At 62.7% G+C, this 24646-nt stretch carries 29 protein-coding genes and 1 pseudogene; 18 read left to right on the top strand and 12 right to left on the bottom strand.

Features of this window, described 5'->3' with window-relative positions:
• Positions 1-4 precede the first annotated feature (4 nt).
• Complete coding sequence (locus tag LB541_RS13670; protein WP_140548466.1) at positions 5-457, top strand: MarR family winged helix-turn-helix transcriptional regulator; 453 nt, start codon at positions 5-7, stop codon at positions 455-457.
• A 21-nt stretch (positions 458-478) separates the two neighbouring features.
• Here LB541_RS13670 and LB541_RS13665 read toward each other — a convergent pair whose 3' ends face one another.
• Both LB541_RS13665 and LB541_RS13660 read right to left on the bottom strand, forming a co-directional pair.
• Positions 479-1090, bottom strand: a complete 612-nt coding sequence (locus tag LB541_RS13665) for a pyridoxamine 5'-phosphate oxidase family protein (protein WP_224618639.1) — start codon at positions 1088-1090, stop codon at positions 479-481.
• Between the two features lie 63 nt (positions 1091-1153).
• Positions 1154-1507 (bottom strand): gamma-butyrobetaine hydroxylase-like domain-containing protein, encoded by a 354-nt coding sequence (locus LB541_RS13660; RefSeq protein ID WP_140818710.1) that lies wholly within the window; start codon positions 1505-1507, stop codon positions 1154-1156.
• Positions 1508-1704: 197 nt separating this feature from the next.
• Between LB541_RS13660 and moaA the strand changes: the two genes are divergently transcribed.
• From moaA to LB541_RS13595, 13 genes and pseudogenes are all read left to right on the top strand, one after another.
• On the top strand, positions 1705-2700 hold the full coding sequence (gene moaA / locus LB541_RS13655; protein ID WP_140498626.1) for a GTP 3',8-cyclase MoaA: 996 nt from the start codon (positions 1705-1707) through the stop codon (positions 2698-2700).
• Between the two features lie 54 nt (positions 2701-2754).
• Entirely contained in the window at positions 2755-3228 is a 474-nt protein-coding gene (locus LB541_RS13650) for a hypothetical protein (protein WP_140525209.1), read from the top strand.
• Positions 3229-3346: 118 nt separating this feature from the next.
• Complete coding sequence (locus LB541_RS13645) at positions 3347-3706, top strand: hypothetical protein (RefSeq protein ID WP_140498628.1); 360 nt, start codon at positions 3347-3349, stop codon at positions 3704-3706.
• 119 nt (positions 3707-3825) lie between these two features.
• Positions 3826-4746, top strand: coding sequence for a DMT family transporter (locus tag LB541_RS13640; protein WP_140557186.1), 921 nt, complete (start codon positions 3826-3828; stop codon positions 4744-4746).
• Between the two features lie 50 nt (positions 4747-4796).
• A pseudogene (locus tag LB541_RS28615) lies at positions 4797-4889 on the top strand (molybdenum cofactor guanylyltransferase MobA); the annotation flags it as partial.
• A 76-nt stretch (positions 4890-4965) separates the two neighbouring features.
• Positions 4966-5475 carry a molybdopterin-guanine dinucleotide biosynthesis protein B gene (gene mobB, locus LB541_RS13630; RefSeq protein WP_140498630.1) on the top strand — a complete coding sequence of 170 codons (510 nt, stop codon included), beginning with the start codon at positions 4966-4968 and terminating at the stop codon, positions 5473-5475.
• A gap of 159 nt (positions 5476-5634) precedes the next feature.
• Entirely contained in the window at positions 5635-6420 is a 786-nt protein-coding gene (locus tag LB541_RS13625) for an ABC transporter substrate-binding protein (protein ID WP_140498631.1), read from the top strand.
• Between the two features lie 74 nt (positions 6421-6494).
• Positions 6495-7211 (top strand): ABC transporter permease, encoded by a 717-nt coding sequence (locus LB541_RS13620; protein ID WP_140525212.1) that lies wholly within the window; start codon positions 6495-6497, stop codon positions 7209-7211.
• Positions 7208-8032 (top strand): ABC transporter permease, encoded by an 825-nt coding sequence (locus LB541_RS13615; RefSeq protein ID WP_140584428.1) that lies wholly within the window; start codon positions 7208-7210, stop codon positions 8030-8032. Before LB541_RS13620 ends, LB541_RS13615 begins: the two co-directional genes overlap by 4 nt.
• Positions 8033-8142: 110 nt before the next feature.
• Positions 8143-9012, top strand: coding sequence for an NAD(P)-dependent oxidoreductase (locus LB541_RS13610; protein WP_140729147.1), 870 nt, complete (start codon positions 8143-8145; stop codon positions 9010-9012).
• A gap of 7 nt (positions 9013-9019) precedes the next feature.
• Positions 9020-9724: a DNA alkylation repair protein gene (locus LB541_RS13605; RefSeq protein ID WP_140729148.1), complete on the top strand. Its 705-nt coding sequence runs from the start codon at positions 9020-9022 to the stop codon at positions 9722-9724.
• Between the two features lie 58 nt (positions 9725-9782).
• On the top strand, positions 9783-10262 hold the full coding sequence (locus LB541_RS13600) for a GNAT family N-acetyltransferase (protein WP_224618634.1): 480 nt from the start codon (positions 9783-9785) through the stop codon (positions 10260-10262).
• A 47-nt stretch (positions 10263-10309) separates the two neighbouring features.
• On the top strand, positions 10310-10879 hold the full coding sequence (locus LB541_RS13595) for a DUF3299 domain-containing protein (protein WP_140498637.1): 570 nt from the start codon (positions 10310-10312) through the stop codon (positions 10877-10879).
• Between the two features lie 46 nt (positions 10880-10925).
• On the opposite strand, the gene LB541_RS13590 is transcribed toward LB541_RS13595, so the two are convergent.
• From LB541_RS13590 to LB541_RS13575, 4 genes are all read right to left on the bottom strand, one after another.
• Positions 10926-11417: an Lrp/AsnC family transcriptional regulator gene (locus LB541_RS13590; protein WP_006205209.1), complete on the bottom strand. Its 492-nt coding sequence runs from the start codon at positions 11415-11417 to the stop codon at positions 10926-10928.
• 108 nt (positions 11418-11525) lie between these two features.
• Entirely contained in the window at positions 11526-12206 is a 681-nt protein-coding gene (locus tag LB541_RS13585) for a uracil-DNA glycosylase family protein (RefSeq protein WP_140561231.1), read from the bottom strand.
• Positions 12146-12757: a glutathione S-transferase gene (locus LB541_RS13580; protein ID WP_224618632.1), complete on the bottom strand. Its 612-nt coding sequence runs from the start codon at positions 12755-12757 to the stop codon at positions 12146-12148. Before LB541_RS13580 ends, LB541_RS13585 begins: the two co-directional genes overlap by 61 nt.
• A 49-nt stretch (positions 12758-12806) precedes the next feature.
• Entirely contained in the window at positions 12807-13430 is a 624-nt protein-coding gene (locus tag LB541_RS13575; RefSeq protein WP_140498640.1) for a thermonuclease family protein, read from the bottom strand.
• 73 nt (positions 13431-13503) lie between these two features.
• Between LB541_RS13575 and LB541_RS13570 the strand changes: the two genes are divergently transcribed.
• Positions 13504-15024, top strand: a complete 1521-nt coding sequence (locus LB541_RS13570; protein WP_140498641.1) for a sensor histidine kinase — start codon at positions 13504-13506, stop codon at positions 15022-15024.
• Positions 15025-15061: 37 nt separating this feature from the next.
• Here the strand turns inward: LB541_RS13570 and LB541_RS13565 are convergent, their stop codons facing one another.
• On the bottom strand, positions 15062-16060 hold the full coding sequence (locus tag LB541_RS13565) for a nicotinate-nucleotide--dimethylbenzimidazole phosphoribosyltransferase (RefSeq protein WP_140498984.1): 999 nt from the start codon (positions 16058-16060) through the stop codon (positions 15062-15064).
• A 160-nt stretch (positions 16061-16220) separates the two neighbouring features.
• Between LB541_RS13565 and LB541_RS13560 the strand changes: the two genes are divergently transcribed.
• Both LB541_RS13560 and LB541_RS13555 read left to right on the top strand, forming a co-directional pair.
• Complete coding sequence (locus LB541_RS13560) at positions 16221-16454, top strand: DUF1289 domain-containing protein (protein WP_140498642.1); 234 nt, start codon at positions 16221-16223, stop codon at positions 16452-16454.
• A gap of 13 nt (positions 16455-16467) precedes the next feature.
• Positions 16468-17172 carry a TIGR02281 family clan AA aspartic protease gene (locus LB541_RS13555; protein WP_140498643.1) on the top strand — a complete coding sequence of 235 codons (705 nt, stop codon included), beginning with the start codon at positions 16468-16470 and terminating at the stop codon, positions 17170-17172.
• Positions 17173-17189: 17 nt separating this feature from the next.
• On the opposite strand, the gene dusA is transcribed toward LB541_RS13555, so the two are convergent.
• Positions 17190-18188, bottom strand: coding sequence for a tRNA dihydrouridine(20/20a) synthase DusA (gene dusA, locus LB541_RS13550; RefSeq protein WP_140498644.1), 999 nt, complete (start codon positions 18186-18188; stop codon positions 17190-17192).
• Between the two features lie 456 nt (positions 18189-18644).
• Positions 18645-18947, bottom strand: a complete 303-nt coding sequence (locus tag LB541_RS13545; protein ID WP_140498645.1) for a DUF982 domain-containing protein — start codon at positions 18945-18947, stop codon at positions 18645-18647.
• Positions 18948-19276: 329 nt separating this feature from the next.
• On the opposite strand from LB541_RS13545, the gene LB541_RS13540 reads away from it, so the two are divergent.
• Entirely contained in the window at positions 19277-20734 is a 1458-nt protein-coding gene (locus LB541_RS13540; protein ID WP_140560958.1) for an NCS1 family nucleobase:cation symporter-1, read from the top strand.
• A 46-nt stretch (positions 20735-20780) separates the two neighbouring features.
• Here LB541_RS13540 and LB541_RS13535 read toward each other — a convergent pair whose 3' ends face one another.
• The 3 genes from LB541_RS13535 to LB541_RS13525 form a co-directional block, all read right to left on the bottom strand.
• Complete coding sequence (locus LB541_RS13535) at positions 20781-21332, bottom strand: DUF1697 domain-containing protein (RefSeq protein ID WP_140557176.1); 552 nt, start codon at positions 21330-21332, stop codon at positions 20781-20783.
• Positions 21333-21358: 26 nt separating this feature from the next.
• Positions 21359-22996 (bottom strand): CTP synthase, encoded by a 1638-nt coding sequence (locus tag LB541_RS13530; protein WP_140525222.1) that lies wholly within the window; start codon positions 22994-22996, stop codon positions 21359-21361.
• A 212-nt stretch (positions 22997-23208) separates the two neighbouring features.
• Positions 23209-24333, bottom strand: a complete 1125-nt coding sequence (locus tag LB541_RS13525; protein WP_140560957.1) for a L,D-transpeptidase — start codon at positions 24331-24333, stop codon at positions 23209-23211.
• Positions 24334-24646: the final 313 nt, after the last annotated feature.

Here is a 24646-nt window from a genome sequence, read left to right as displayed (position 1 = left end):
AAAGATGAACAATAAACAAGAGCTGCCCTGGGACAACCCGCGGTTTCGCAACTGGGTCGCGGTTGCGCGCGCCTGCCATGTGCTGGAGCGCACGCTTGCCGTGAAGCTCGCGCCGCTCGATCTGAAACCCGCGCAGCTCGATGTCTTGATGAATCTCTACCGCCATCCCGGCATGTCGCAGCACGATCTCGCCCGCAAGCTGCTCGTCGGCCGCTCCAACATCACCATGCTGTTGCCGCAGCTCGAGGCTCGCGGCCTGCTGCGCCGCGAAGGCGACGAGAAGGACAAGCGCATCCTGCGGCTGGCCCTCACCGAAGCTGGCGAGGCGCTGCTGATGCAGGCGCTGAAGGTGCACATGGCGCTGATCGAGAAAGCGATGAGCCAGTCGACGCCGGAGCAGTGCGACATGATCGGCGAGCAGATGCGCAAGATCTACGAGGTGTTGAAGGACGCCTGACCGCCATTGCGGTCCGGCGGATCACCACATCGTCTTTTTCGCCCGCTCCGGCCATTCCTTGTCATAGGCGACGCCGTCGATGTTCCTGCGGCTGGTGATCTCCAGGATTTTTCCTGGCGTCGGCAGGGACTTCGGATCGACATGCCTTGCCGGGTTCCATAGCTCCGACCGCACGATGGCGCGGGCGCATTGGAAATAGACCGTATCGACATCGATGACGCTCACCGAGCGTGCCGGCCTGCTGTCGACCGTGAACGACGCGCAAAGCGCGGCATCCGTGGTGATGCGCGCGCGGCCGTTGATGCGCAGCGTCGTTCCGGAGCCCGGCACCAGGAACAGCAGCCCGACGCGGGGATCGCGAATGATGTTTTTCAGCGAATCGGCGCGGTTGTTGCCGCGCCGGTCCGGCATCATCAGGGTTTTCGGATCGACGATGCGCACGAAGCCGGCGAGATCGCCGCGCGGCGAGCAATCCAGCCCTTCCGGCCCGCTGGTCGCCAGCGCGACGAAGGGCGAGGCCTCGATGAAGGCGGCGTATTCGGGAATGACGTGGTCGAGTTCCTTGACCACCGAGGCTTCGCCGGGCAGGCCATAGAACGCTTCAAGCTGTTCGACGGTGGTTATGATGGACATTGTCTTGTCTCCCGATCCGCCGCCCCTACTCCCGCTCCATGACATCTTGACGACGCCCGCCGGCTAACGGTCGCGGCTGAGACCCTTTTGTGCCAGCTCGGCAAGATAGGCATTCCAGCGCGCATCCTTCTCGTGGCCCAGCGTGTGCAGGTAATTCCAGGTGAAGATACCGGTGTTATGGAAATCATCGAAGGTGATGCGCACCGCGTAGTTGCCGACCGGTTCAATTTTGAGGATGGTGACATCGCGCTTGCCCGGAACGGTCACCCGCTGGTCCGGCGAATGGCCCTGCACCTCGGCCGACGGCGAGGCGACGCGCAGCAGCTCGGCCGGCAGCTCGAATGGCTGGTGGCCGGGAAAGGTCACGGAGAGCAGTTTGCGGTCTTTGGAGACCCGCAGTTCCTTCGGCGCCGTCATGGTGTTTTCCCGTTTCGAACCGCCCTTCCCTACGCCGCTTCGCCGGATTGGAAAAGCCCGTACCAGGCAGCCGACATCCGGTGTCGGTCGGGGAATGTTACCAAAGATCGAGAGCGGCTATCTTGAACGACAGGCCGGATCGTATCACATAGTGATATATAACGCCGTCGTTCACAGCCACGGGAAACGCTTCACGCATGGACATGATCGATCCTTTCGGCCGCACGATCAGCTACCTGCGGGTGTCGGTCACCGACCGCTGCGATTTCCGCTGCACCTATTGCATGGCCGAGGACATGGCTTTCCTGCCCAAGAAGGACCTGCTGTCGCTCGAGGAACTCGACCGGCTGTGCAGCGTCTTCATCGCAAAAGGCGTGCGCAAATTGCGTCTCACCGGCGGCGAGCCGCTGGTGCGCAAGAACATCATGCACCTGGTCCGTCAGCTGTCGCGTCATCTCGAAAGCGGCGCGCTGGAAGAACTGACGCTGACCACCAACGGCTCGCAGCTTTCGCGTTTTGCTGCCGAGCTCGCCGATTGCGGCGTCAAGCGCATCAATGTTTCGCTCGACACGCTTGATGCCGACAAGTTCCACGCAATCACCCGCTGGGGCCATCTCGGCAAGGTCATGGCCGGCATCGATGCGGCGCAGGCGGCGGGGCTGAAGATAAAGCTCAACGCCGTGGCGCTGAAGGATTTCAACGACGCCGAATTGCCTGAGATGATGCGCTGGGCGCATGGCCGCGGCATGGACCTGACCGTCATCGAAACCATGCCGATGGGCGAGATCGACGCCGACCGCACCGACCAGTACCTGCCGCTGTCGCTGCTGCGGGCCTCGCTGGAGCGCCAGTTCACGCTGACAGACGTCCCGTTCAAGACCGGCGGTCCGGCCCGCTATGTCCATGTCGCGGAAACCGGTGGCCGGCTCGGCTTCATCACGCCGATGACCCATAATTTTTGCGAGAGCTGCAACCGCGTCCGGCTGACCTGCACCGGCACGCTCTTTATGTGCCTCGGCCAGGAGGATGCCGCCGATCTCAGGGAACCGTTGCGCGCGTCCGAAGGCAACGAGCTGGTCAGCGCGGCGATCGACGAGGCGATCGGGCGCAAGCCGAAGGGGCATGATTTCATCATCGACCGCCGCACCAGCCGCCCCTCCGTGTCGCGGCATATGAGCGTCACCGGCGGCTGATTTTCCCACGGATCTGGTGCAGGATCGCTTCCGGCTGACTGCTGGAGGAATGGAATGAAGTGCGCGCGCTCGGTATTGGCATTCGTTGCGGCGATCGCGGCAATCCCGTCGGCTGCCGCTCCTTTCACCTACACCAACGAGCGATTCGGCACGGTCTGCACCTTTCCCGATGATGTTTTCACCGACCGCCAGCCCGAACCGGACAATGGCGACGGCCAGCAATGGCTCGCGCCCGACGGCGCCAGCCTGATCTGTTCCGGCATCCTGAATATCGACGACGACACGCCGAAGCGCTTCGTCGAGGCCGAGAAAGCCAGCATGGAGGCGGGTTACAAGGTTACCTACAGCAGGACGGGAAAGAACTGGGCCGTGCTTTCGGGACTGAAGGCCGGGAACATCTTTTATGAGCGCCGCCTGTTCGGCAAGAACGGCGTCATCCGCACCGTCTGGATCGAATATCCGCCGGCCGTGAAGTCGAAATACGACCCGCTGGTCGGCGCCATCGCCGCCAGTCTTGAGGAACCGTGACTATTGCGGCCATGCCGCAATAAATCCCCACCGGCGGATGCCGCCTGATTTACCCCAGCCGTTTTCGCGCCTAGCCTTCCATCCGGTAGCGGCTTTCGCTCCGTTGGGGGAAAACATTATGCGCAAATTCATCTTTTCTGTTGCCTTGCTCGGCCTCGCCGCCATGCCGGCGGCGGCGCAATCCATCGGCGGCACTTACGATGTCGCCGGCACCAATTTCGATGGTTCGGCCTATGGCGGCGAAGCAACCATCACGCTGACAAGCGGCACGACCTGCACGATCCATTGGGAAACCGGCGGCTCGTCCTCGGACGGCATCTGCATGCGCAACGACAACGCCTTCTCGGCCGGCTATGTCCTGGGCAAGGAGATCGGCCTTGTCGTCTACAAGATGGATGACGACGGCTCGCTGCACGGCCTGTGGACGATCGCCGGCAAAGACGGCAGCGGCACCGAGGTGCTGACGCCGAAGAAGTAAGGCCGGTCATCCGCGGTTGAAATTCTGGGCCGCGATCAAGGCCGTGGCCCAGCCCTTTGTCGTTGCTGTTTCGGTCCCGGCTGCTACAGGCTTTTTTCAAAGCAGAACCGGTAGAGATCTTGCCCCTTTCTCCCAATCTTCGCGGTGCGTTGTTCATGGTGGTGGCGATGGCCGGCTTCACCCTCAATGACGCGATCACCAAATATTCGTCGCAGTCGATGAACATGGCGCAGGTCATGCTGATCAGAGGCGCATTTGCCTCGCTCTTCGTCGGCCTGCTTGCCTGGCAGCGCGGCGCGCTGGTCCGGCCGCGCTCGATGCTGCAGCCGCTGGTGGCGCTGCGCGTCCTTGCCGAGGCCGGCGCGACGGTGACCTTCCTGGTCGCGCTTGCCCATTTGCCGATCGCCAGCGTCTCGGCCGTCCTGCAGGCACTGCCGCTGGCCGTGACAATGGGCGCGGCCCTTGTCTTCGGCGAGGCGGTCGGCTGGCGCCGCTGGCTGGCGATCGCCGTTGGATTTGCCGGCGTGCTGGTCGTGGTGCGCCCGGGCTTCGAGGGGTTCAGCATGTTTTCGCTCGTGGCGCTGGCCAGCGTCGCCTGCTGCGCAGTGCGCGACCTCGCCACCAAGCGGATTCCGCAGGCTATCCCCACGCTGCTGGTCTCCACCGCAACGGCATTGGCCATGACGGTGGTCGGCGCGCTGCTGCTGTCGCCGATGGGCGGCTGGACACCGATGACGGGAAAAGCCACTGCGCTGCTGGCGCTCGCAGCGGTGCTGGTGCTCATCGGCTACCAATTCATCATCATGGCGATGCGCTCGGGCGAGATTTCCTTCATAGCGCCGTTCCGCTATACGGCGCTGCTCTGGTCCATTGTGCTCGGCCTGCTGGTCTTCGGCGATGTCCCCGACATGACGATGATCATCGGCGCCAGCACAATCGTGGGCTCCGGCCTTTACGCGCTTTATCGTGAGCGGGTCGTCGGCCGGCGCAGGATCGTCGCGGAAAGCACTGGTCCTGCCATGGCCCCGGACGGCATATAAGAGGCTCGGGGAGAATCCCGTGATTTTCGCGACGGCGCACGGGCTCGATGATGGTGATGGATATTGCGGGATTGATGCTGGCCGGCGTTCAATCCAGACGCAGGGGCGGCGGCGACAAGACCTTGCTGCGGCTCGAAAGCGGCTGGCCACGGCGGCCGATCAACATCAACATGCCCGACGATCTTGCCAAGGCGGCGCGGTTGCTGCAGAGCATCTGAGATGAACAAGCGCCTCTTCGGCATCACCGGCTGGAAGAACTCCGGCAAGACGACCCTGACTGAGAAACTGGTCGCGGAACTCGTTGGGCGCGGCTGGACGGTTTCGACCGTAAAGCACGCCCATCATGATTTCGACATCGACAAGCCGGGCGCGGACAGCTTTCGCCACCGGCAGGCAGGAGCCATGGAAGTCGCCATCGTCTCCGCCAATCGCTGGGCGCTGATGCACGAATTGCGCGGCGAGGATGAGCCGGCGCTGGAAGCGATCCTGTCGCGGCTTGCGCCGTCCGACATCGTGCTGGTCGAAGGCTACAAGCGCGAAGCCCACCGCAAGATCGAAACCCGGCGCCTGGAGGCGAAGGACCGGACGCCGCTTTCGGCGGGTGACCCCGGGATCGTTGCCATTGCGGCCGACTTCGTCATCGAGGACAAAAGCCTGCCGGTGTTCGACCTCGACGACGTGAAATCGATAGCCGACTTCGTCGAGCGCGCGACCGGCCTCGTTGCTTGAGAAGTAACGTAACGGCAGAAGGACATTGCCGATTTTCGTGGTTTTGCAGTTGCTTTTTTCTTGGAAAGAGTGGGAGTATCGGGCCAGCGGGCGGTCAAAAGCACCGCCCCCACAGAGCCGTTTCGGAACGACGGCCGGGACCATAAAGAGAGGATCATTATGCGTATTGCACTGCGTATCGCGCTCGCCGCTTCGGCCGCGCTGCTGACGCTCGGCGTAGCCCAGGCCCAGGAAAAGACCCTGAGGATCGGCACCGAGGGCGCCTACCCGCCCTTCAACAACCTGACTTCCGATGGCAAGCTCGTCGGTTTCGACATCGACATCGCCCAGGCGCTCTGCGATGAGATGAAGGTCAAGTGCACCTTCGTTGCCCAGGATTGGGACGGCATCATCCCGGCGCTGCAGGCGGGCAAGTTCGACGCCATCGTGGCATCAATGTCGATCACGCCGGAGCGTGCCGAGAAGGTCGACTTCACTCACAAATACTACAACACGCCCTCGGCGCTCGCCGTGCCGAAGGATTCGACGCTGAAGGGCGTGACCAAGGAGGACCTCGCCGGCAAGAGTATCGGCGTGGCCACCACGACGACCCATTTCAACTATGCCTCGAAGACCTACACCGACAGCACGATCAAGGGTTATCCGAGCAGCCCCGAGGAACAGGCGGATCTGGCCAACGGCCGCCTCGACGCCATCGAGGATGATATCGTGGTGCTGCAGCAGTGGCTGGATTCGCCTGACGGTGCCTGCTGCAAGATCCTCGGCCAGCCCTCGCCGCAGCCGGTCGAGATTTTCGGACCTGGCGCGGGCATTGCGGTGCGCAAGGGCGAGACCGATCTGGTCAACAAGCTGAATTCCGCCATCGACGCCATCAGGGCCAACGGAAAATACAAGGAAATCAACGACAAGTACTTCAAGTTCGACGTCTACGGCGCCGAGTCCTGATAATCACCTCCAAGGGCGGCAGGGTCTCCCTGCCGCCTTACCCGATCTGGGAGCTCTGGAGATAACACCACTCGATGCCAGCCCAAAGCATATGGACACTTCTCAGTTGGGGACCCAATGGCTGGCTTGACGATATCGCCTATGGCGCGGTGGTCACCATCGCGCTGGCGCTCGCCACGCTTCCGATCGGCCTGACGATCGGCTTTTTCATTGCCTGGGCAAAGCAATCCGAAGAGCCTTCGCTGCGGCTGGCCGCGAACATTTACACCACCATGTTTCGCGGCCTTCCGGAGCTGGTGACGCTCTTCCTGTTCTTCTTCGGCATGCCCATCCTGCTGCAATACATCATCCGCTTCTTCAGGCCCGAGGCGACGATCGATGTCGACAGCTTCATCGCCGGCATGATCGTGCTCTCGCTGATCTTCTCTTCCTATGCCAGCGAGGTATTCCTTTCGGCCTTTCGCGCCATTCCGAAGGGCCAATATGAGGGCGGCTATGCGATCGGTCTGTCGAAGTGGCTGACCATGCGCAAGGTGATCCTGCCTCAATTGCTGCGCATCGCCTTCCCCGGTCTCGAGAATTGCTGGCTCAGCCTGCTCAAGGACACAGCCCTGGTCTCGGTCGTCAACCTCGCCGAGACCTTGCGCAATGCGGGCGTCGCGGCGCGCGTCACCAAACATTCGTTCCTGTTCTACAGCGTCGCGGCGCTGGTCTTTCTCATCCTGGCAATCCTGTCTTCGATCGCCACCGGCTTCATCTTGCGGTCGCTCGGACAGAGGGAAGCGCGATGAGCGTCACCGACACCATTGCCGTCGAACGGCCGCCGCCGCCGGCGCGCGGCTGGCCGCGTGCCCGTATCGTGGGATACGCACTCGTCGGCCTCTGGATCCTCTTCGGCTTCGGTATACTGGCCTATCTGGTCTCCGCGTGGAACGGCGAGTTCTTCGCACGATATGCGCCGGCCTATCTGCAGGGACTTGGAACCACCCTGTCGCTGGTGGCGGTGTCGATGGTGGCCGGCGCCATCCTGTCGCTGCCCGTCACCTATGGCCGCATGTCGAACAACCGGTTGCTGTCGTGGCCCGCCTATTGCTACGTCTATTTCTTCCGCGGCACGCCGCTGCTGGTTCAGGTCTATCTGGTCTATTACGGGGTCGGTTCTTTCCGCGTGCAGCTCGAATCGGTCGGGCTATGGTGGTTCTTCCGCGACGCCTTCAACTGCGGCGTGTTCGCCTTTGCGCTCAACACGGCCGCCTATCAGGCCGAAATCCTGCGCGGCGCCATAGAGAGCGTTCCAAGGGGCCAGTGGGAAGGCGCCGCTTCGCTCGGCCTGCACAAGCTGCAGACGCTGCGCAAGGTCATTCTGCCCCAGGCGATCATCGTGGCCTTGCGACCCTACGGCAATGAACTCGTTCTGATGATCAAGGCCTCCGCGATCGTTGCCATCATCACCGTCTACGACCTGATGGGCAATGCGAAACTCGCCTACGCCAAGTCCTTCGACTTCCAGGCCTATGTCTGGGTGGCGATCGTTTATCTGGTGATGGTCGAGATCCTGCGCCACGGCGTCGAATGGATCGAGCGCCGGATTACCATTCACCTGAAACGGTAAGCTTACCTGATCTGTGCCAGTCGATGGCTCGGCGCGCGCCTTGACGAATCCGCCGCATGGCCTAGACCTTCCGCAACTGCAATCTTTGCTCCCGTCGGAAGGAACAAGCCATGGCATCGGTGGCATTTCTCGGTCTTGGCGTCATGGGCTATCCCATGGCCGCGCATCTGAAGAACAAGGGCGGCCACGACGTCACCGTCTACAACCGCACCGGGGCAAAGGCCGAGCAATGGGTCGCCCAGCATGGCGGCGCTCTCGCCCTGACGCCGGCGCAGGCTGCCGAAGGCAAGGACTTTGTTTTCTCGTGCGTGGGCAATGATAACGATCTACGTTCGGTGACGACGGCAAAGGACGGTGCCTTTCAGGCCATGAAAAAGGGCGCCGTCTACATCGACAACACCACGGCATCGGCCGAGGTCGCGCGCGAATTGGCCGAGACCGCACAGGAGCGCGGCTTCTCGTTCCTCGACGCGCCGGTCTCCGGCGGCCAGGCCGGCGCCGAAAACGGCATTCTGACCGTCATGGTCGGCGGCGACCAGGCAGCCTTCGACAAAGCCAGGCCCGTCATCGACGCCTATGCCCGGATGGTCGGGCTTATGGGACCGGCAGGCGCCGGCCAGCTCACCAAGATGATCAACCAAATCTGCATCGCCGGGCTGGTGCAGGGACTGTCCGAAGGCATCCATTTCGGCAGGAAGGCCGGGCTCGACATCGAGAAGGTCATCGATGTGATCTCCAAGGGCGCAGCGGGCTCGTGGCAGATGGAGAACCGGCACAAGACGATGAATGCAGGCAAATACGACTTCGGCTTCGCGGTCGACTGGATGCGCAAGGATCTCGGCATCTGCCTTGATGAAGCCGACCGCAACGGGGCCAGACTGCCCGTGACGGCGCTCGTCGACCAGTTCTATAAGGACGTCCAGGCGATGGGCGGCAGGCGCTGGGACACATCCTCACTGCTGGCGAGGCTGGAAAAGTAGAACGCAGATGTCCCTGCCCGGCCCGAGCTGGAGCGCGGACGAGATCGTCGCTCACCTGCGCTCGATCGGCACGCAGGAAAACCGCGCCGGCATGGCTCGGTTCGGCATAAACACCGCGACGGCTCTTGGTGTAGCCAATTCGGATTTGCGGCCGCTGGCGCGCAAGCTGAAGCGCAATCACGAGCGGGCGCTTGCCCTGTGGGACAGCGGTGTTCGCGAGGCGCGGCTGATGGCGGCGTTCACCGGGGAGCCGAAAAAGATCACGGCCGAGCAGTGCCGCCGCTGGGCCGGCGATCTCGATTCCTGGGAGATCGTAGACAGCGTTTCGGATCTCTTTGCCGAAACGCCGTTCCGGCGTGAGTTGATCGAGGAGTTTGCTGCCGACGAACGCGAGTTCGTGCGCCGCGCCGGCTTTGCCATGGTGGCCTGGAGCGCGGTGCATCTGAAGCAGGAGCCGGACGCGACGTTTCTCGCCTATCTGCCGTTGATCGAGGCGCATGCCGGCGATCCGCGCAATTTCGTCAGGAAGGCGGTCAGCTGGGCGCTGCGGCAGATCGGCAAACGCTCGGCCGCGCTGCATGCCTCTGCCCTTGCGCTTGCGCAAAAGTTGGCCGGATCATCCGACAAGACGGCGCGCTGGATCGGCCGGGACGCCGTGAAGGAGTTAACGGATGCCACAACGCTGGAACGGCTCACCGCCAGAAAAAGCTGATCTTGCCGATATCCGGTTCACGGAGGTGACGCCGGCAACACGCGGCAACTTTGAGATATTGTTCGAGCAGCCGGGTGCGCCAAAATATTGCTGGTGCATGGCGTGGCGGCAGTCCGTCCGCGAGCACATCCCGAATGATGAGAAAAAGCGCCAGATGATGGCACTTATCGATGCCGGCAGGCCGGTCGGCATCCTCGCCCAGATCGACGGCAAGACCGTTGCCTGGTGTTCGGTCGCGCCGCGCGAAACCTACCGAAGGCTTTCAAAGCGGCAGGACGACAGGGAGACGGGGGTATGGTCAATCGTCTGCTTTTATGTGCCAAGGGCTTTGCGCGGCCGCGGTTTTGTTTCCGCATTGCTCGATGCGGCCATTGACCACGCGTTCGCCAAGGGGGCGCATATCATTGAGGCCTATCCGGTGGGCGAGGCATCGCCGAGCTACCGTTTCATGGGGTTTCGCGACATGTTTGCGGCGCGCGGCTTTCACGACGCCGGCATGACCGGTTCTCGCCGGCATGTAATGCGGCTCGAGCGTTGACGTCGCCGGTGGCGGTGTCTTTACTCGAACGCAAAGGAAAACGTCCGATGACCAAACGTCTGATAGCCATGGCAGCGTTCGCGGGCGCGATGTCGGCTTTTACAGCCGCCCTCGCTTCGGCCGAGACCACACACATATTCTGGAAGGATTTGCGCCCGGCGACCCAGGCGGTTGCCGAAGAAGCTGGCCTGCCGATGATCGCGGCAAAATTGCCCGATCGCGGCGAGACGTTATCCCTCGGCCTGCAGGACAAGACCATACAAATAGCCGGCTATGCGTTGCCGGTCGATCGCGAAGGCGATCTTGTCTATCAATTCCTACTGGTGCCGTGGACCGGCGCCTGCAGCCACATGCCGACACCACCACCCAACCAGATCGTCCTGGTCACCCCGGCTCAGCCCTACAAAATATCGCGGGCCTACCAGCCGGTTTCCGTAACCGGCGCGCTGAAACCAGGCATGGAGAAGAGCCAGCTTTTCATCCTGGACGGCGTCTCGGTCATCCAGTCGGGCTATACCGTGCGCAAGGCAGACGTGACCGGCGTCGACACCGTGCCGGACACAATAACCCTACCGGTCAACTCGCCTTGGACTTTCCTCAACAAAAAGAAGAACTAAGCAAGGCGAGCTTGCGTGACCTTGCATGCACCAAGGCCACGCGCGCTCAGGCCGCGTTCGCGCCCGATTCCTTGTCCAGCACCATGTAATCGAGCGGGATTTCGGTCGTGTACTTGATCTGCTCCATGGCGAAGGAGGACGAGACGTCGCGAATCTCGATCTTGGCGATCAGCCGCTTATAGAAGGCATCATAGGCTGCAATGTCGGGCACCACGACACGCAGGAGGTAGTCGACATCGCCGCTCATGCGGTAGAACTCGACCACCTCGGGGAATTCCTGGATGACTTCGGAAAAACGCCGCAGCCATTCATGGCTGTGCGAATTGGTGCGGATCGAGACGAAGACGGTGACCCGCACATTGACCTTTTCATGATCGAGAATGGCGACACGCCGCTTGATGACGCCCTCTTCCTCGAGCTTCTGGATGCGCCGCCAGCAAGGGGTCGTCGACAGTCCCACTTTCTTGGCGACATCTGCGACCGCGAGCGTCGCGTCCTCCTGCAGGAGGCGGAGAATTTTTCGGTCAAGGCGGTCCATTGAAAGCTCCTGAAGGAATGGATTGGCCATAATCGGCGTTATTGTAGCCTTTCACAAGAAAAAAATTCTGCTGATTGGCGGAAAAGCCGGTGGTTTCTTGCTGAATGTCTAACCGAGGCGATAGCGGATTTCCGACCTGAGGAAAGGCAGCAAATCCATTTCAAACCAGGGATTCCGCTTCAGCCAGCCGGTGTTGCGCCAGGACGGATGCGGCAGCGGCAGCACCTTCTGGCCAGCGGATTTCTCCCAGATGGAGCGCCAGTCCCTCACCGTTTCCGTCAGGGACGGGCGCCGCGCGGCACCCATGTGCCAGGACTGCGCGTAGATTCCGATCGTCAGCACCAGGTCGATCTGCGGCATGAGCCCCATCAACGGCGCGCGCCAGGCCGGCGCGCATTCCCGCCTTGGCGGCAAGTCGCTGCCCTTGGCGTCCTGGCCGGGGAAACAGAAGCCCATCGGCACGATGGCAAACTTCTCGGTGTCGTAGAACTCCTCACTGGTGACACCGAGCCAGTCTCTGAGCCGGTCGCCCGAAGCATCGGTGAACGGCATGCCCGACAGATGCACCTTGGTTCCCGGTGCCTGGCTGGCAATCAGGATGCGGGCATTCGACGAGGGTCGCAGCACCGGGCGCGGTTCGTGCGGCAGTGGCCGGCCGATCGGATTGTCGACGCAGATGCGGCAGGAGCGAACCGTCGCGGCGAAGCTTTCGAGTTCCGCAGTCATCCTCAGGCCGCGGCACTCGGCCGGCTCGAAACCATCCGATACCAGCGCAACACATTGCTGCACTCGTCCGGCACCTTGATGCGCGCCGGTTTCATGAAATCGATGGCGATCATCCCGGTGATATCGGCGATCGAATAGGCGTCGCCGGCGGCGAATTCGCGGGTTCCCAGCTCGCCGTCGAGAAGTCGCAGGAATTCGATTGCCTTCGGCTTGTTGGCCTCGCCCCACTCGGGAATCTGCGGGATCTCCCATTCCTTCATGGCCGGATGGGTGTGGCGGAAAGCTTGCGCGACGCAGGTCAGCAGGTTGAATTCCATCCGCCTTTGCCACATCTCGACCTGCGCCTTGCCGAGCGCCCCGCGACCGAACAGTGCGGGCTCGGGATTGAGTTCCTCGAAATAGCGGCAGATGGCGACGGACTCGGTGATGACGGTGCCGTCGTCAAGCTCCAGCACCGGCAGTCGCCGCAGTGGATTGCGCGAGCTGACCGCCTGTTGCCTGTGTTCCAGCGCGCCCATGTCGACGGACACCAGCGGAACCGCGATTCCCTTCTCGGTCAGAAAAACGCGAACCCGCCTTGGGTTGGGCGCCCGGCCGCCGTCGAAGAGCTTCATTCGATCCTCCAGTTCTTGCCGGTGACGGCAGGGTTCAGCTTCCGCCGGCTTACCAGAAGCGGAAAATCTCTCGCACGGCATCGGCGATGGAGGCGAGCGTGCCATGTTTTCTCTCGACGGACTCGCCATGGTGGCTGTCGCGCCAATCTTGCGGCTGGTCGAATGTACCTGCCCAGATGCCGGCCCTTGCCGCGCGCGCGATGGCTTCCTCGCTCTCGTAATCGCCGAAAGCGACCGCCCAGCCTGCCTCGACCTGTGCGCGGTTGAGATCGGTATCGCCCGCCTTGCAATCGCCGAGCAGCCGGCCGTAACGATCGCGCTGCCAGCCGCTGCAGATGACGGGCCTGCCGGCGATCAGGCGCACCAGAGATTGGCGCGCAAGCGTGCCACAGGAATAATCGGCGCCGTTCTTGCGGCAGGTCTGGGTGTATTCCGGCGCGTCGATGCCGCGCATGCGGATGCGTTCGGCCCCGAGCGTGATCGAGTCGCCATCATTGATGATGGCGACGCCCTGTGTCTTTCGCGTCTCCACGCGATCGAGGCGCGCCGCAAGCACGATCAGCAGCCCCAGAACGATGACCGTCAGCCCATAGTCCAGCAATTTGCGCCATGGGGTTCGCGGGCGCGGCGCAGCGTACCGCCGGCGCGGTCCTTGCGACCAGGAACGGCTCATATGGCAAACGGTTGGTTAATCATTCGAACGTAGCTTAACACCTTGAAATGCCGCCCGCATAATTGAAGTCTTCATGCCTTTGCAACGCTCGAACACAGCGGACAAATTCATTGTGGACCGCAGGAAACGCCATCGCAACAGCGATGTCGCGCGCGCGGTGCGCAAGACGCGCGACCGTCTTTCGCAACAGGCCGGCAATCCGGATTTCGATCGCGAACTGCTGAGACTCCATGCGCGCGCGATGACCAGCGGGGCCATTGCCATTCCGCTGCTCGTCCTGGCGATCGCCGCGCTTGGCCGGCTGGCCGGCATCGGCAATGAGATCATTCTCTGGGCGCTGTTCACCCTGACCTGCTACACGATGTTGGCTTTCATGGCGCGCCGCGTCGAACGCGTGGAAGCGTCCGATCTTAACCCGTTGCAAACCCAGAGAGAATTCCTGTTCGCACATTTCCTGTGCGGCCTCGGCTGGGGCTGGTTCGTCTGGCTCGGCTGCGGTGCCTGCGCGGTCGACCAGTTTCAGGTGGTCAAGGCCGTGGTGCTGCTGCTTGCCATGGCCGGAACCGCTATCATGGCCTCATCCCTGCGCGGGGCGTTGCTGGCGACTTTCGCTGTTCCGGTGACGCTTTACGCCTACGCCGAAATAAGGCTGTGGATGCCGGTCGGGGCGATCATGGCCGTACTGCTCGTTCTTTCGCTGCCTTTCTTTGCCTATATCGCGCGGAACCTCAACCGCTCCTCCCTGATGCTTTTGTCGTTCCGCTCCGAAAAGGACGCACTGATCGCCGAAGTCGAGACCGCGAAATCGATGTCGGACGAGGCGCGGCGGCGCGCGGAAGATGCCAATCTGGCCAAATCGCGCTTTCTTGCCTCGATGAGCCATGAATTGCGCACGCCGCTCAACGCAATTCTCGGTTTTTCCGAAGTGATGTCGAACGAAGTGCTGGGGCCGATGAGCAATCCCACTTATCGCGACTATGCCCATGACGTGCACGAATCCGGCCAGCATCTTCTCGACCTCATCAACGAGATCCTCGACCTGTCGCGCATCGAGGCCGGCCGGTACCAGCTCAATGAAGAGCCGGTGATGCTGCTCGGCATTGTCGAGGATTGCTGCCACATGATGGAGTTGAAGGCGCGCAACAAGGATATCCGCGTCATTCAGGATTTCGAACATGCCTTGCCGCGCCTGTTCGCCGACGAGCGCGCGGTGCGCCAGATCACCCTCAACCTCTTGTCCAACGCGATCAAGTTCACCGCTACCGGCGGCGAAATCCGCGTGCGCGTCGGCTGGACGGCCGGCGGCGGACAATACATCTCGGTCAGGGACAACGGCCCCGGCATACCGGAAGACGAGATCCCGGTAGTGCTTTCGGCCTTCGGCCAGGGTTCGATCGCCATCAAGAGCGCCGAACAGGGCACCGGACTTGGTCTGCCGATCGTGCAGGGCCTGCTCGCCATGCATGGCGGCGAATTCCAACTTCATTCCAAGCTGCGCGAAGGCACAGAGGCGATTGCCATCTTCCCGCTGAGCCGGGTAATGGAGGAACTCCCGGCCCTGCCGACCGCGGCGGTCGCGGCGCGTCGGCGTTGACGCGCCTCATGCGTGGAATGAGCGACGAATGCTCGGCCTAGCCGCGAACGGCCGCGGCCATGCCCGAACTGGTCAGTGCCGCTGCCTTGATTAGGCCGGCGGCAAGTGCCGCGCCTACTCCCTCGCCGTGGCCGACGCCGAGGTCAAGCAAGGGGCGAAGGCCAAGGCGCTCGGCGGCCTGCGCATGCGCGGGCTCCGGCGACAGGCCGGCGAGCAGGCAATGATCCAGTGTCGCAGGATTTGCGGCATGCAGCACCGCCGCCGCGGCCGTTGCCGCAACTCCGTCGAGCAGCACGGGGATTCTCTGCATCCGTGCCGCAAGGATGGCGCCGGCTATCGCCGCGAACTCACGGCCACCGAGCCGGCGCAGCACCTCCAACGGTTCATCGAGATGGCCGGCGTGGAAAGCCAGCGCCGCATCGACCACCTCCGCCTTGCGCGCCTGCATCGCCGCATCGGCGCCGGAGCCCGGGCCGACCCAATCGGTGCCCTTGCCGCCCAACACGGCCGCGAACAGGGCCGCGGCGACGGTGGAATTGCCGACGCCCAGATCGCCGAGGCAAAGCAGGTCGGCGCCGCCGGCGATCGCCTCCATGCCGAAGGCCATGGTCGCGGCGCAACCCCGCTCGTCGAGTGCGGCATCCTGCGTGATGTCGGCTGTCGGAATATGCAAGGCGAGATCGAAAACCTTCAGCCCGAGGTCGTTGGCGACGCAGACCTGGTTGATCGCTGCACCGCCGGCCGCACACAGTTCGACGGCGTTGGCGGTCGCCGCCACGACTCTCGGCGAGACGCCGTGCCTGACAACACCATGGTTGCCGGCAAAGACCGCGACCAGAGGCCGCGTCACTGCCGGCGGCGCACGGCCGCTCCATGCTGCCAGCCAGGCAGCGATATCCTCGATGCGACCAAGCGAGTTCCTTGGCTTGTCCGCCTTGGCGAACAGCGTTCGCACACGGGCCTCGGCTGTCGTGTCGGCCGCCGGCAGGTTGGCCAGCAGGTTACGGAAATCGTCGAAGGGCTGTGCTCTGGTCATGTCGTGGAAATCGTCCTTGCAGATGGCAGCGGCATAGCCGCCCTCGTGCGCCGGCACAACCTCCCGCGCCTGATGTAAAAGCGGCCGCGAGCGACGCATTCCCGAGGGCTTGCAAAGGCCATGCCGTTGCACCATGTGGAAGTCAGCCAAGGAAACATTCATGACGGCCATCGAATCCCCATGCATTCTGGTCTGTTCGATCGATATGAAGACCGGTTTCTGTTTCGGGTGCGGCCGCACCCGGGACGAGATCGGCGCCTGGATCGACATGACGGCGCAGGCGCGCCGTAACGTCATGGCCCAACTGCCTGCAAGGCTGGAGACGGTCGAGCGCCGGCCGCGCCGCGAAACCCGCCGCACCCGTATGGCACGGGAACGCGACGCGCTCTCGTGAACGGATTGCCGACATGAACCGCCTGTTCTGGATCCTGATGCTCGTCATCGGCGTCGGCGCGGTGCTGCTGATGTTCAACGATTCCGCCGGCAATACGCTCGGCGTCGAGAACGATGATTTCGGCCGGTTGATCTGGCTGGGCGCCTTCGGCGCGCTCATCGGCGCCGGCCTTCTAAGGTCGGGCCGCCCGCTCAGCGCCATGGCGCGCAATCTCGGCGCGTGGGCGGCGATCGCGCTCGCGCTGATCGCCGGCTATCAATATCGCTACGAATTGCAGGATTTCGCCAACCGGGTAACCGCTGGCCTTGTTCCCGGCAGCCCGCTGGCGCTGGGCATCGAGGACGGCCATGCCACCGTGACGCTCGACAAGGCCGACAATGGCCATTTCGAGGCGCGCATCCTGATCAACGGCGCGCCAGTGCGCACGGTGGTCGACACAGGAGCGACCAGCACCGTGTTGACGTCGCAGGACGCCCAGGCAGCCGGGATCAATCCCGCCGCTCTCGATTTCACCATACCGGTCTCGACCGCCAACGGCACGGCGCGCGCCGCGGCTGTGAAAACCAACGAACTGGCCATCGGCGGCATCGTGCGAAAGAATATGCCGGTGATGGTCGCGGCACCCGGTATGCTTGGCCAGAGCCTGCTCGGCATGAACTTCATCAGTTCGCTGTCCGGCTTCGACGTGCGCGGCGACCGGATGACCCTCCGGGATTGACGTTCGGCGAAAGCGGTTCAGGCGGCCTTGTCGACCGCCCCGCTGAGGTCGACCGCAGCGAACGCCGTCTTCAGCACCTGCGGCCCAGCGCCGGGGCGCGTTGCATCCGTGGAGAGGATCTGGCGGTAGCGGCGCGCACCGGGCAATCCATGGAATAGCCCGACCATGTGGCGGGTGACATGACCGAGCCGCCCGCCCTGTTCGACATGGCGTGCGGCGTAGCCGGCCATGACGTCGATCAGCGCGGCGAAATCGAAGGGAACGGTCCGCTCTCCATAAAACATGGAATCGACGCCGGTCAGAATGCCTGGAGTATGGTAGGCGGCGCGGCCGAGCATGGCGCCGTCGAGGTGCTGGAGATGCGTCTGCGCCTCTTCAAGCGATTGAATACCGCCATTGATGCCGATGAATTCGCTCGTTTTTCTCGTCTTCAGCCGATAGACGCGACCGTAGTCGAGCGGCGGGATGTCGCGGTTTTCCTTGGGGCTCAGCCCCTCCAGCCATGCCTTGCGCGCATGCACCCAAAGGGCGTCGGCGCCGGCCGCGAAAACGCCGTCTGCAAGCGCATCCAGCGCCGGCTCGGGATCCTGCTCGTCGACGCCGATGCGGCATTTGACGGTTACGGGAATGGTCACGGCCGCCTTCATCGCCGCGACACAGTCGGCGACGAGGTCAGGCACCTTCATCAGGCAGGCGCCGAACGTACCGGACTGGACGCGGTCCGACGGGCAGCCGACATTGAGGTTGATTTCCTCATAGCCGAAAGCCTGGCCGATGCGCGCCGCCTCGGCCAGCTTCCCCGGATCGGAGCCGCCGAGCTGCAGCGCGACCGGATGTTCCGCCTCATCAAAACCAAGCAGGCGCTCGCGCGCGCCCTGGATGACCGCGTCCGCCACCACCATCTCGGTGTAGAGCAACGCACGGCGAGTCAGCTGGCGATGGAAGAACCGGCAATGGCGGTCCGTCCAATCCATCATCGGGGCGATTGCCACCTTATGCTCTTGGTATCTCGACATTTTTTGCGTCAATTGGTTGGTTGATGCGGGCGGTATGGCCACCAATCCTCATATCGGCGACATATGCGAAGTAGGCAAGCCCCTCGCTCGAGCAGTAAGTCTGAAGGCGGTCCTTCTGCGCCTGCCAAATCCTATGGCCTGAAGTGCTGTCTTCTCGTTTTTTTCGAGTGCTGGGCGAAATCGCTCCAAGAAATCGGAAGCTTGCACCCCCTTGCTACACCGCAGGAGAGCGGCACGCCGTTTTGCGACCTGGTCGATAGTCTTTCAACTGCGGCGAACAAGACGGGGGACCGCCTTTCCAGGATTGGCTGCTTTCCGAAGTTGCCGACCACAAGCAGATGGTGGCCATCCTGGGCCGCGCCGCATTAGGCGTTCGCCGACGCCATGGCAAACGGACAAACAGTCGATCGGCGCCGGGGGTCGGCGCCGATTTTCGACTACAGCCGGTTCAGAACGTTACCGCCGCAGCGCGTACACGCGCCCAGCTGGCTCGCTGCCCACCGACAAGGCCATGTCGTCATCCAGAAGCCGCGTGATCCGGGCGAAGCCGGTGAACGCCTTCCTGGCTTCTTCAGCCGACATCTGCCCCGACAGGGCGGCCGCGCAGCAGTTCAGCGCGCATTGATAGACAGGGCCACGTCGCCCGGTCGGCCATTTACGCAAAAACATCATGGCCTCGGCAACACTGTCGATTTCCTCGATAGGGTGTCCCTGCCCGCGTGAAATCCGCACGGGCGAAAAAAAATGCAAATAGTCCATCATATCCTCCCGCTCGGTCGCGACGTGTTCGACCGAACCCCATCAAACGCGCCATCATCCACTTGGTTCCATAAAAAACGTACGCTTGGCAAAAAAAGGGCAGGTTTGCCCGCCGCGGCTCCGATGTCGTCGCGCCGGCGCTTGAAAGCGCCACGAACCCGACTCGCCGATCAGAGCGGCAAGTATCGTGCCGCGCGATAAGAGCGATCCCCATTGAATATCTTTAAGGCCAAAGCCGGCAAATCAGCCGATTGCCCCTTCCCTCGCGTCAGGCGTAACCTTGACGGTCAACGCGTGAGGGCGCGTGCTGCAAGAAGGGGACAATTGCAATGACGATACAAGGCGCATCGCCGGATCTATATAACGAAGATCTCGCACCGGCCAAGATACGAAACTGGGGACCATTCTCGATCTTCAACGTCTGGACGTCGGACGTGCACAGCCTCTGGGGTTATTATCTCGCCGCCAGCCTTTTCCTGTTCTGCGGCGGTTTCGTCAACTTCATCATCGCCATCGGCATCGGCTCGCTCGTCATCTACGCGCTGATGAACATGGTCGGCTATGCCGGCGTGAAGACCGGCGTGCCTTACCCAGTGCTCGCCCGCGCCTCGTTCGGCATATGGGGCGCCAACATACCGGCGCTGGTGCGCGCCATCGTCGCCTGCTTCTGGTACGGCGCACAGACGGCGGCCGCTTCCGGCGCCATTGTCGCGCTGCTGATCCGCTCGCAATGGTTCGCCGATTTCAACGCCAACACCCATTTCCTCGGCCACTCCGGGCTGGAAGTGATCTGCTTCGTGGTCATCTGGGCGCTGCAGCTGCTGATTATCCAGAACGGCATGGAGACGGTGCGCCGCTTCCAGGATTGGGCCGGGCCAGCCGTGTGGGTGATGATGCTGATCCTGGCCGTCTATCTCTGTGTCAAAGCCGGGACCTTCGCCTTCACCAGTGACATTCCGATGGAGGTGCTGCTCGAAAAGACCAAGGATGCGGGCGTGCCAGGTGCGCCGGGATCGTGGACGTCGCTGTTCGCCGTCGCCGCGATCTGGGTGACCTATTTTTCGGCCCTCTATCTCAACTTCTGCGATTTCGCCCGCTATGCACCGGACAAGGCATCGCTGCGCAAGGGCAATATCTGGGGCCTGCCGATCAATCTCATCCTGTTCTCGCTGGTCGCTGGCGTCACCACCATTGCCGCTTACGACGTCTATCACGAGGTGCTGCTGCACCCCGACCAGATATCGGCGAAATTCGGCAGCTGGTTCCTGGCCGCGCTCGCCGCCTTGACCTTCGCGGTGGCGACGCTCGGCATCAATGTCGTGGCCAACTTCGTCTCGCCGGCCTTCGACTTCTCTAACGTCTTCCCGCGCCAGATCGACTTCAAGAAGGGCGGCTACATCGCGGCACTGATCGCGCTCGTGCTCTATCCCTTCGCGCCTTGGGAAGGCAGCGCTGCGTCCTTCGTCAACATCATCGGTGCGACGATGGGGCCGATCTTCGGCGTCATGATGGTCGACTACTACCTGATCCGGAAGGGCGAGGTCGACGTCGAAGCGCTTTATCGCGAGGACGGCGAGTTCCGCTTCCAGGGCGGCTGGCATGTCAATGCCTTCATCGCTGCCGGCATTGGCGCCGTCTTCTCCTCGATCCTGCCGAACTTCACCAACTGGCTGCCATCCTGGTGGGGCGTCTATGGCTGGTTCTTCGGCGTCGGGATTGCCGGCATCATCTACTACGTGCTGCGCACCGCGGCCGTGGGTGCCGGCGCCAAGACGGCGAAGGCCTGAAATGGGGCAGTAGGCAGGAAAGGTAGGGAAAGCAGACGGCTTCCCCCTACTGCCTACTGCCTACTCCTACCATCTCGGCCAATCGGCGCACCGTGTTCCAGTTGCGCGACGTACCGACGCCCAGGCGTTTGTGATTGGCGGCCGCGAGCAGCCGTGAACTCGGTCGTGCCCGCGAAAAGACGACCCAGATGTCGCCGCCGCGTGACATCACCTTCTCATCGGCGGCGGCATAGGTCTCGAGCGCCGCCGCCGCATCATCGGGCACGGGCTTGCGCATTATCCGGACCGCCACCTGGTCACCGGTCTCGGCGGATTCAGCCGGAAACGGATTGCCAGCCGCGAGCCTCAGCCAATCTTCGGCAGCGCGCACGATGATATCGACATGGCGGCCGAAAGCTTTTTTGAAGGCGGCTTCCAGACGCTGCTCGAGACCGGCGACGTCCGTCGCCGGCGCCTCGAAGACAAGATTGCCCGTCGCCACGAGCGTACGGACATTCTTCAGCCCGAGGCCTTCCGCCATCGCCCTCAGGTCGGACATCACGACCCGGCGCCCTTCTCCCAGGACGATGCTGTAGAGAAGGGCGACATAGGTCTGCATCGGTTGCCGAACCCCGCCTGGCGCGCCTATACCAGGCGCGATTGTTCGACCGCCGCCTCGATGAAGCTGGCGAACAGCGGATGCGGGTCGAGCGGCCGGCTCTTCAGCTCGGGGTGGTATTGCACGCCGATGAACCAGGGATGGTCGGGGTATTCGACCGTTTCGGGCAGCACGCCGTCGGGCGACATGCCGGCAAACACCAGGCCGCAATCCTCCAGCCGCTGCTTATAGTCGATATTGACCTCGTAGCGGTGGCGGTGACGCTCGGAGATCTGCGTGTCACCATAGATGTCGGCGATCTTGGAACCCTTGGCGAGCTCGGCCTGATAGGCGCCGAGCCGCATCGTGCCGCCGAGATCGCCGGTTGCCCGGCGCTTCTCCAGCATGTTGCCCTTCAGCCACTCCGTCATCAGGCCGACGACCGGCTCCTGGGTCGGGCCGAACTCGGTCGAGGAGGCCTCATCGACTCCGGCCAGGGACCGCGCCGCCTCGATACAGGCCATCTGCATGCCGAAGCAGATGCCGAAATACGGCACCTTGCGCTCACGCGCGAACTTCGCCGCCAGGATCTTGCCTTCCGAGCCGCGCTCGCCGAAACCGCCGGGCACAAGGATGCCATGCACCTTTTCCAGCCAGGGCGTCGGATCCTCCTTCTCAAAGATTTCCGATTCGATCCAGTCGAGCTTGACCTTGACGTGGTTGGCCAGACCGCCATGCGACAGCGCCTCGATCAGCGATTTGTAGGCGTCCTTGAGGCCGGTATATTTGCCGACGATGGCGATGGTCACCTCGCCTTCCGGATTGTGGATGCGGTTGGACACGGCCTGCCACGGCTCCATGCGCGGCTTCGGCGCGGGGTCGATGCCGAACGCGGCCAGCACTTCCGAATCGAGCCCTTCCTTGTGGTAAGCCATCGGCACGTCGTAGATGTGCGGCACGTCGAGCGCCTGGATGACCGCGCTCTCCCTGACATTGCAGAACAGCGACAGTTTTCTACGCTCTTCCTTGGGAATGGCCCGGTCGGCGCGGACGAGCAGGATGTCGGGCGCGATGCCGATACCGCGCAGCTCCTTGACCGAATGCTGGGTCGGCTTGGTCTTCAATTCGCCCGCGGTCGGGATATAGGGCATCAGCGTCAGATGCACATAGACGGCGTTGTTGCGCGGCAGGTCGTTGCCGAGCTGGCGGATCGCCTCCAGGAAAGGCATCGCCTCGATGTCGCCCACGGTGCCGCCGATTTCGCACAGCACGAAATCATAGTCGTCATTGCCGTCGAGGACGAAATTCTTGATCTCGTCGGTGACGTGCGGGATGACCTGCACGGTGGCGCCGAGGTAGTCGCCGCGCCGCTCGCGCTCGATGATGTTCTTGTAGATGCGGCCGGTGGTGATGTTGTCCTGCTGGTTGGCGGAACGGCCAGTGAACCGCTCGTAATGGCCAAGATCGAGATCGGTCTCGGCGCCGTCATCGGTGACGAACACCTCGCCATGCTGATACGGCGACATCGTGCCCGGATCGACATTGAGGTAGGGATCGAGTTTTTTGATGCGTGCGCGATAGCCCCGCGCCTGCAAGAGAGCCCCTAGGGCCGCTGCGGCAATGCCTTTTCCAAGTGAGGAAACCACGCCGCCTGTGATGAATACATATCGCGCCATGGGAGTCATCGCTTAACGCGGCCGGATTGATTCCGCCAGAGAAAAAACCGCCGCTAAGGCTTTTTCCCAAGAAGGCGCTCGAACCGTGATCCGAAAATGGGATCCGGTTTTCGGATAGGCCCATGTCGAACGGGCTGGCCCGTTCCACTGGAACGCGACCAAGAGCGAGGCAAAACAAAAGGGCCGGCTGAACCGGCCCTTTTGGCAAGCTGCTGCAAACGTCAGATGATGACGACCTTGGTGCCGACCTTGACGCGGCTGTAGAGGTCCATGACGTGCTCGTTCATCATGCGGAAACAGCCATTGGAAGCGCTGGTTCCGATCGACTGCGGCGCGATGGTGCCGTGGATGCGCAAATGCGTGTCCTTCTTGCCGTCATAGAGGTAGATGGCGCGGGCGCCGAGCGGATTCTGGCCGCCGCCGGGCATGCCGTCCTTGTACTGGGCATAATGCTTGGGCTCGCGCTTCTGCATGTCCAGCGTCGGGATCCAGCGTGGCCACTCCTGCTTGTCGCCGACCGCCACGGTGCCCTTGAACTGCAATCCTTCGCGGCCGACCGCGATGGCGTAGCGGCGGGCGGTGGACGATGATTCCACCAGATAGAGCCGGCGGGCACTGGTATCGATGACGATCGTGCCGGCCTCGTAACCGGTGAATTCCACGTCCTGTGGCACGAACTCCGGCTTTACCTTGAACGGCTTCTTGGCGTTTTTCCTGGCGAGCGCCGAATCCAGCGCACGGGTCTCAGGCAGATAGTTGATCGAGGACGATGCCATCTGGCCGCCAAACAGTCCGGCGAACAGGCCGCCGCCGGTGCGCTGCTTCTGGCCAGGCAGCTCGCTGCGCAATTCGCCATTATTGCCGGTCAGCGCAACGTTCATCACCTCGGCCGATTCCGGTTCGGCCGAAGGAATCGGCTCGATCGGCGTCAACGGCTCGATGATCTTCGTGACATTCTTGGCCGGCTTGGCCGCGGCCACTTCGGTCGCCGGGGCAGTCTTGCCTCTCTTGGCCAGGAACGCCTGCCGTTCCGCCTCGGCCTTCGCTTTCGCCGCTTCGCGCATCGCCATCTTCCTGGCTTCCAGCGCCTTGGCCTTGGCGGCTTCCTTGTCGGCAACGATCTTGGCCTCGATCTTTTTGATCTGGGCGAGATCGTCCGGTGTCGGATTTTTCTTCTTCTTGAGAAGCCTCAACTGCGCCGCATCGCTCTTGGCTGCGACGTTGATGGCGTCGGTCTTGCCGACCGACTGATTGGCGGCCAAATTGGCTGGCACGCCGGCGAAAGCCGGGGAGCTCATGCCGAGTGCGGCGCAAAGTCCCAGGAAGATGAAGCTGCGAAGCTGCATGGCGAAGATCCGATCGTTCAATATTTGTTGCCCACGGCGTCGCCCGGCGTCCCCCAAGGACACCGAAAATGCCGCGCGCAATCTATAGTCGAATAAGCGCGGGCGCCTCAAGCGCGAGGCCGCTGCACTTCCCGTCGAATCTTCGTGATGCCGCCGCATTTGCCGCGACTGTGGTCAAACGACAACAGATCGGCTGAGTGTAAGAGATCAGAGCGGGCCGAGGGCCCGGCAGCGAGAGCCGGAACCGAGCGCAGTTCGGTTGTAACGACGCAGAATGCCGGCGTTCGCACGCCGGCGCTCCCTGTCAGATAGC

The sequence above is a fragment of the Mesorhizobium sp. BR1-1-15 genome, from assembly GCF_020165475.1.
Classification (GTDB): Bacteria; Pseudomonadota; Alphaproteobacteria; order Rhizobiales; family Rhizobiaceae; genus Mesorhizobium.
Note: the sequence above shows the minus strand (reverse complement) of the source record. Positions and strands in the feature narration are given on the sequence as shown.

What these genes read in the sequence shown, in the direction of transcription:
- LB541_RS13665 (WP_224618639.1), bottom strand. Translation starts at nt 1,090, where the DNA reads ATGTCCATCATAACCACCGTCGAACAGCTTGAAGCGTTCTATGGCCTG.
- LB541_RS13620 (WP_140525212.1), top strand. Translation starts at nt 6,495, where the DNA reads ATGCCAGCCCAAAGCATATGGACACTTCTCAGTTGGGGACCCAATGGC.
- LB541_RS13645 (WP_140498628.1), top strand. Translation starts at nt 3,347, where the DNA reads ATGCGCAAATTCATCTTTTCTGTTGCCTTGCTCGGCCTCGCCGCCATG.
- dusA (WP_140498644.1), bottom strand. Translation starts at nt 18,188, where the DNA reads ATGTCGAGATACCAAGAGCATAAGGTGGCAATCGCCCCGATGATGGAT.
- moaA (WP_140498626.1), top strand. Translation starts at nt 1,705, where the DNA reads ATGGACATGATCGATCCTTTCGGCCGCACGATCAGCTACCTGCGGGTG.
- LB541_RS13560 (WP_140498642.1), top strand. Translation starts at nt 16,221, where the DNA reads ATGACGGCCATCGAATCCCCATGCATTCTGGTCTGTTCGATCGATATG.
- LB541_RS13625 (WP_140498631.1), top strand. Translation starts at nt 5,635, where the DNA reads ATGCGTATTGCACTGCGTATCGCGCTCGCCGCTTCGGCCGCGCTGCTG.
- LB541_RS13570 (WP_140498641.1), top strand. Translation starts at nt 13,504, where the DNA reads ATGCCTTTGCAACGCTCGAACACAGCGGACAAATTCATTGTGGACCGC.
- LB541_RS13595 (WP_140498637.1), top strand. Translation starts at nt 10,310, where the DNA reads ATGACCAAACGTCTGATAGCCATGGCAGCGTTCGCGGGCGCGATGTCG.
- LB541_RS13670 (WP_140548466.1), top strand. Translation starts at nt 5, where the DNA reads ATGAACAATAAACAAGAGCTGCCCTGGGACAACCCGCGGTTTCGCAAC.
- LB541_RS13555 (WP_140498643.1), top strand. Translation starts at nt 16,468, where the DNA reads ATGAACCGCCTGTTCTGGATCCTGATGCTCGTCATCGGCGTCGGCGCG.
- LB541_RS13615 (WP_140584428.1), top strand. Translation starts at nt 7,208, where the DNA reads ATGAGCGTCACCGACACCATTGCCGTCGAACGGCCGCCGCCGCCGGCG.
- mobB (WP_140498630.1), top strand. Translation starts at nt 4,966, where the DNA reads ATGAACAAGCGCCTCTTCGGCATCACCGGCTGGAAGAACTCCGGCAAG.
- LB541_RS13535 (WP_140557176.1), bottom strand. Translation starts at nt 21,332, where the DNA reads ATGCAGACCTATGTCGCCCTTCTCTACAGCATCGTCCTGGGAGAAGGG.
- LB541_RS13650 (WP_140525209.1), top strand. Translation starts at nt 2,755, where the DNA reads ATGAAGTGCGCGCGCTCGGTATTGGCATTCGTTGCGGCGATCGCGGCA.
- LB541_RS13565 (WP_140498984.1), bottom strand. Translation starts at nt 16,060, where the DNA reads ATGACCAGAGCACAGCCCTTCGACGATTTCCGTAACCTGCTGGCCAAC.
- LB541_RS13540 (WP_140560958.1), top strand. Translation starts at nt 19,277, where the DNA reads ATGACGATACAAGGCGCATCGCCGGATCTATATAACGAAGATCTCGCA.
- LB541_RS13580 (WP_224618632.1), bottom strand. Translation starts at nt 12,757, where the DNA reads ATGAAGCTCTTCGACGGCGGCCGGGCGCCCAACCCAAGGCGGGTTCGC.
- LB541_RS13530 (WP_140525222.1), bottom strand. Translation starts at nt 22,996, where the DNA reads ATGACTCCCATGGCGCGATATGTATTCATCACAGGCGGCGTGGTTTCC.
- LB541_RS13605 (WP_140729148.1), top strand. Translation starts at nt 9,020, where the DNA reads ATGTCCCTGCCCGGCCCGAGCTGGAGCGCGGACGAGATCGTCGCTCAC.
- LB541_RS13660 (WP_140818710.1), bottom strand. Translation starts at nt 1,507, where the DNA reads ATGACGGCGCCGAAGGAACTGCGGGTCTCCAAAGACCGCAAACTGCTC.
- LB541_RS13590 (WP_006205209.1), bottom strand. Translation starts at nt 11,417, where the DNA reads ATGGACCGCCTTGACCGAAAAATTCTCCGCCTCCTGCAGGAGGACGCG.
- LB541_RS13575 (WP_140498640.1), bottom strand. Translation starts at nt 13,430, where the DNA reads ATGAGCCGTTCCTGGTCGCAAGGACCGCGCCGGCGGTACGCTGCGCCG.
- LB541_RS13525 (WP_140560957.1), bottom strand. Translation starts at nt 24,333, where the DNA reads ATGCAGCTTCGCAGCTTCATCTTCCTGGGACTTTGCGCCGCACTCGGC.
- LB541_RS13610 (WP_140729147.1), top strand. Translation starts at nt 8,143, where the DNA reads ATGGCATCGGTGGCATTTCTCGGTCTTGGCGTCATGGGCTATCCCATG.
- LB541_RS13545 (WP_140498645.1), bottom strand. Translation starts at nt 18,947, where the DNA reads ATGGACTATTTGCATTTTTTTTCGCCCGTGCGGATTTCACGCGGGCAG.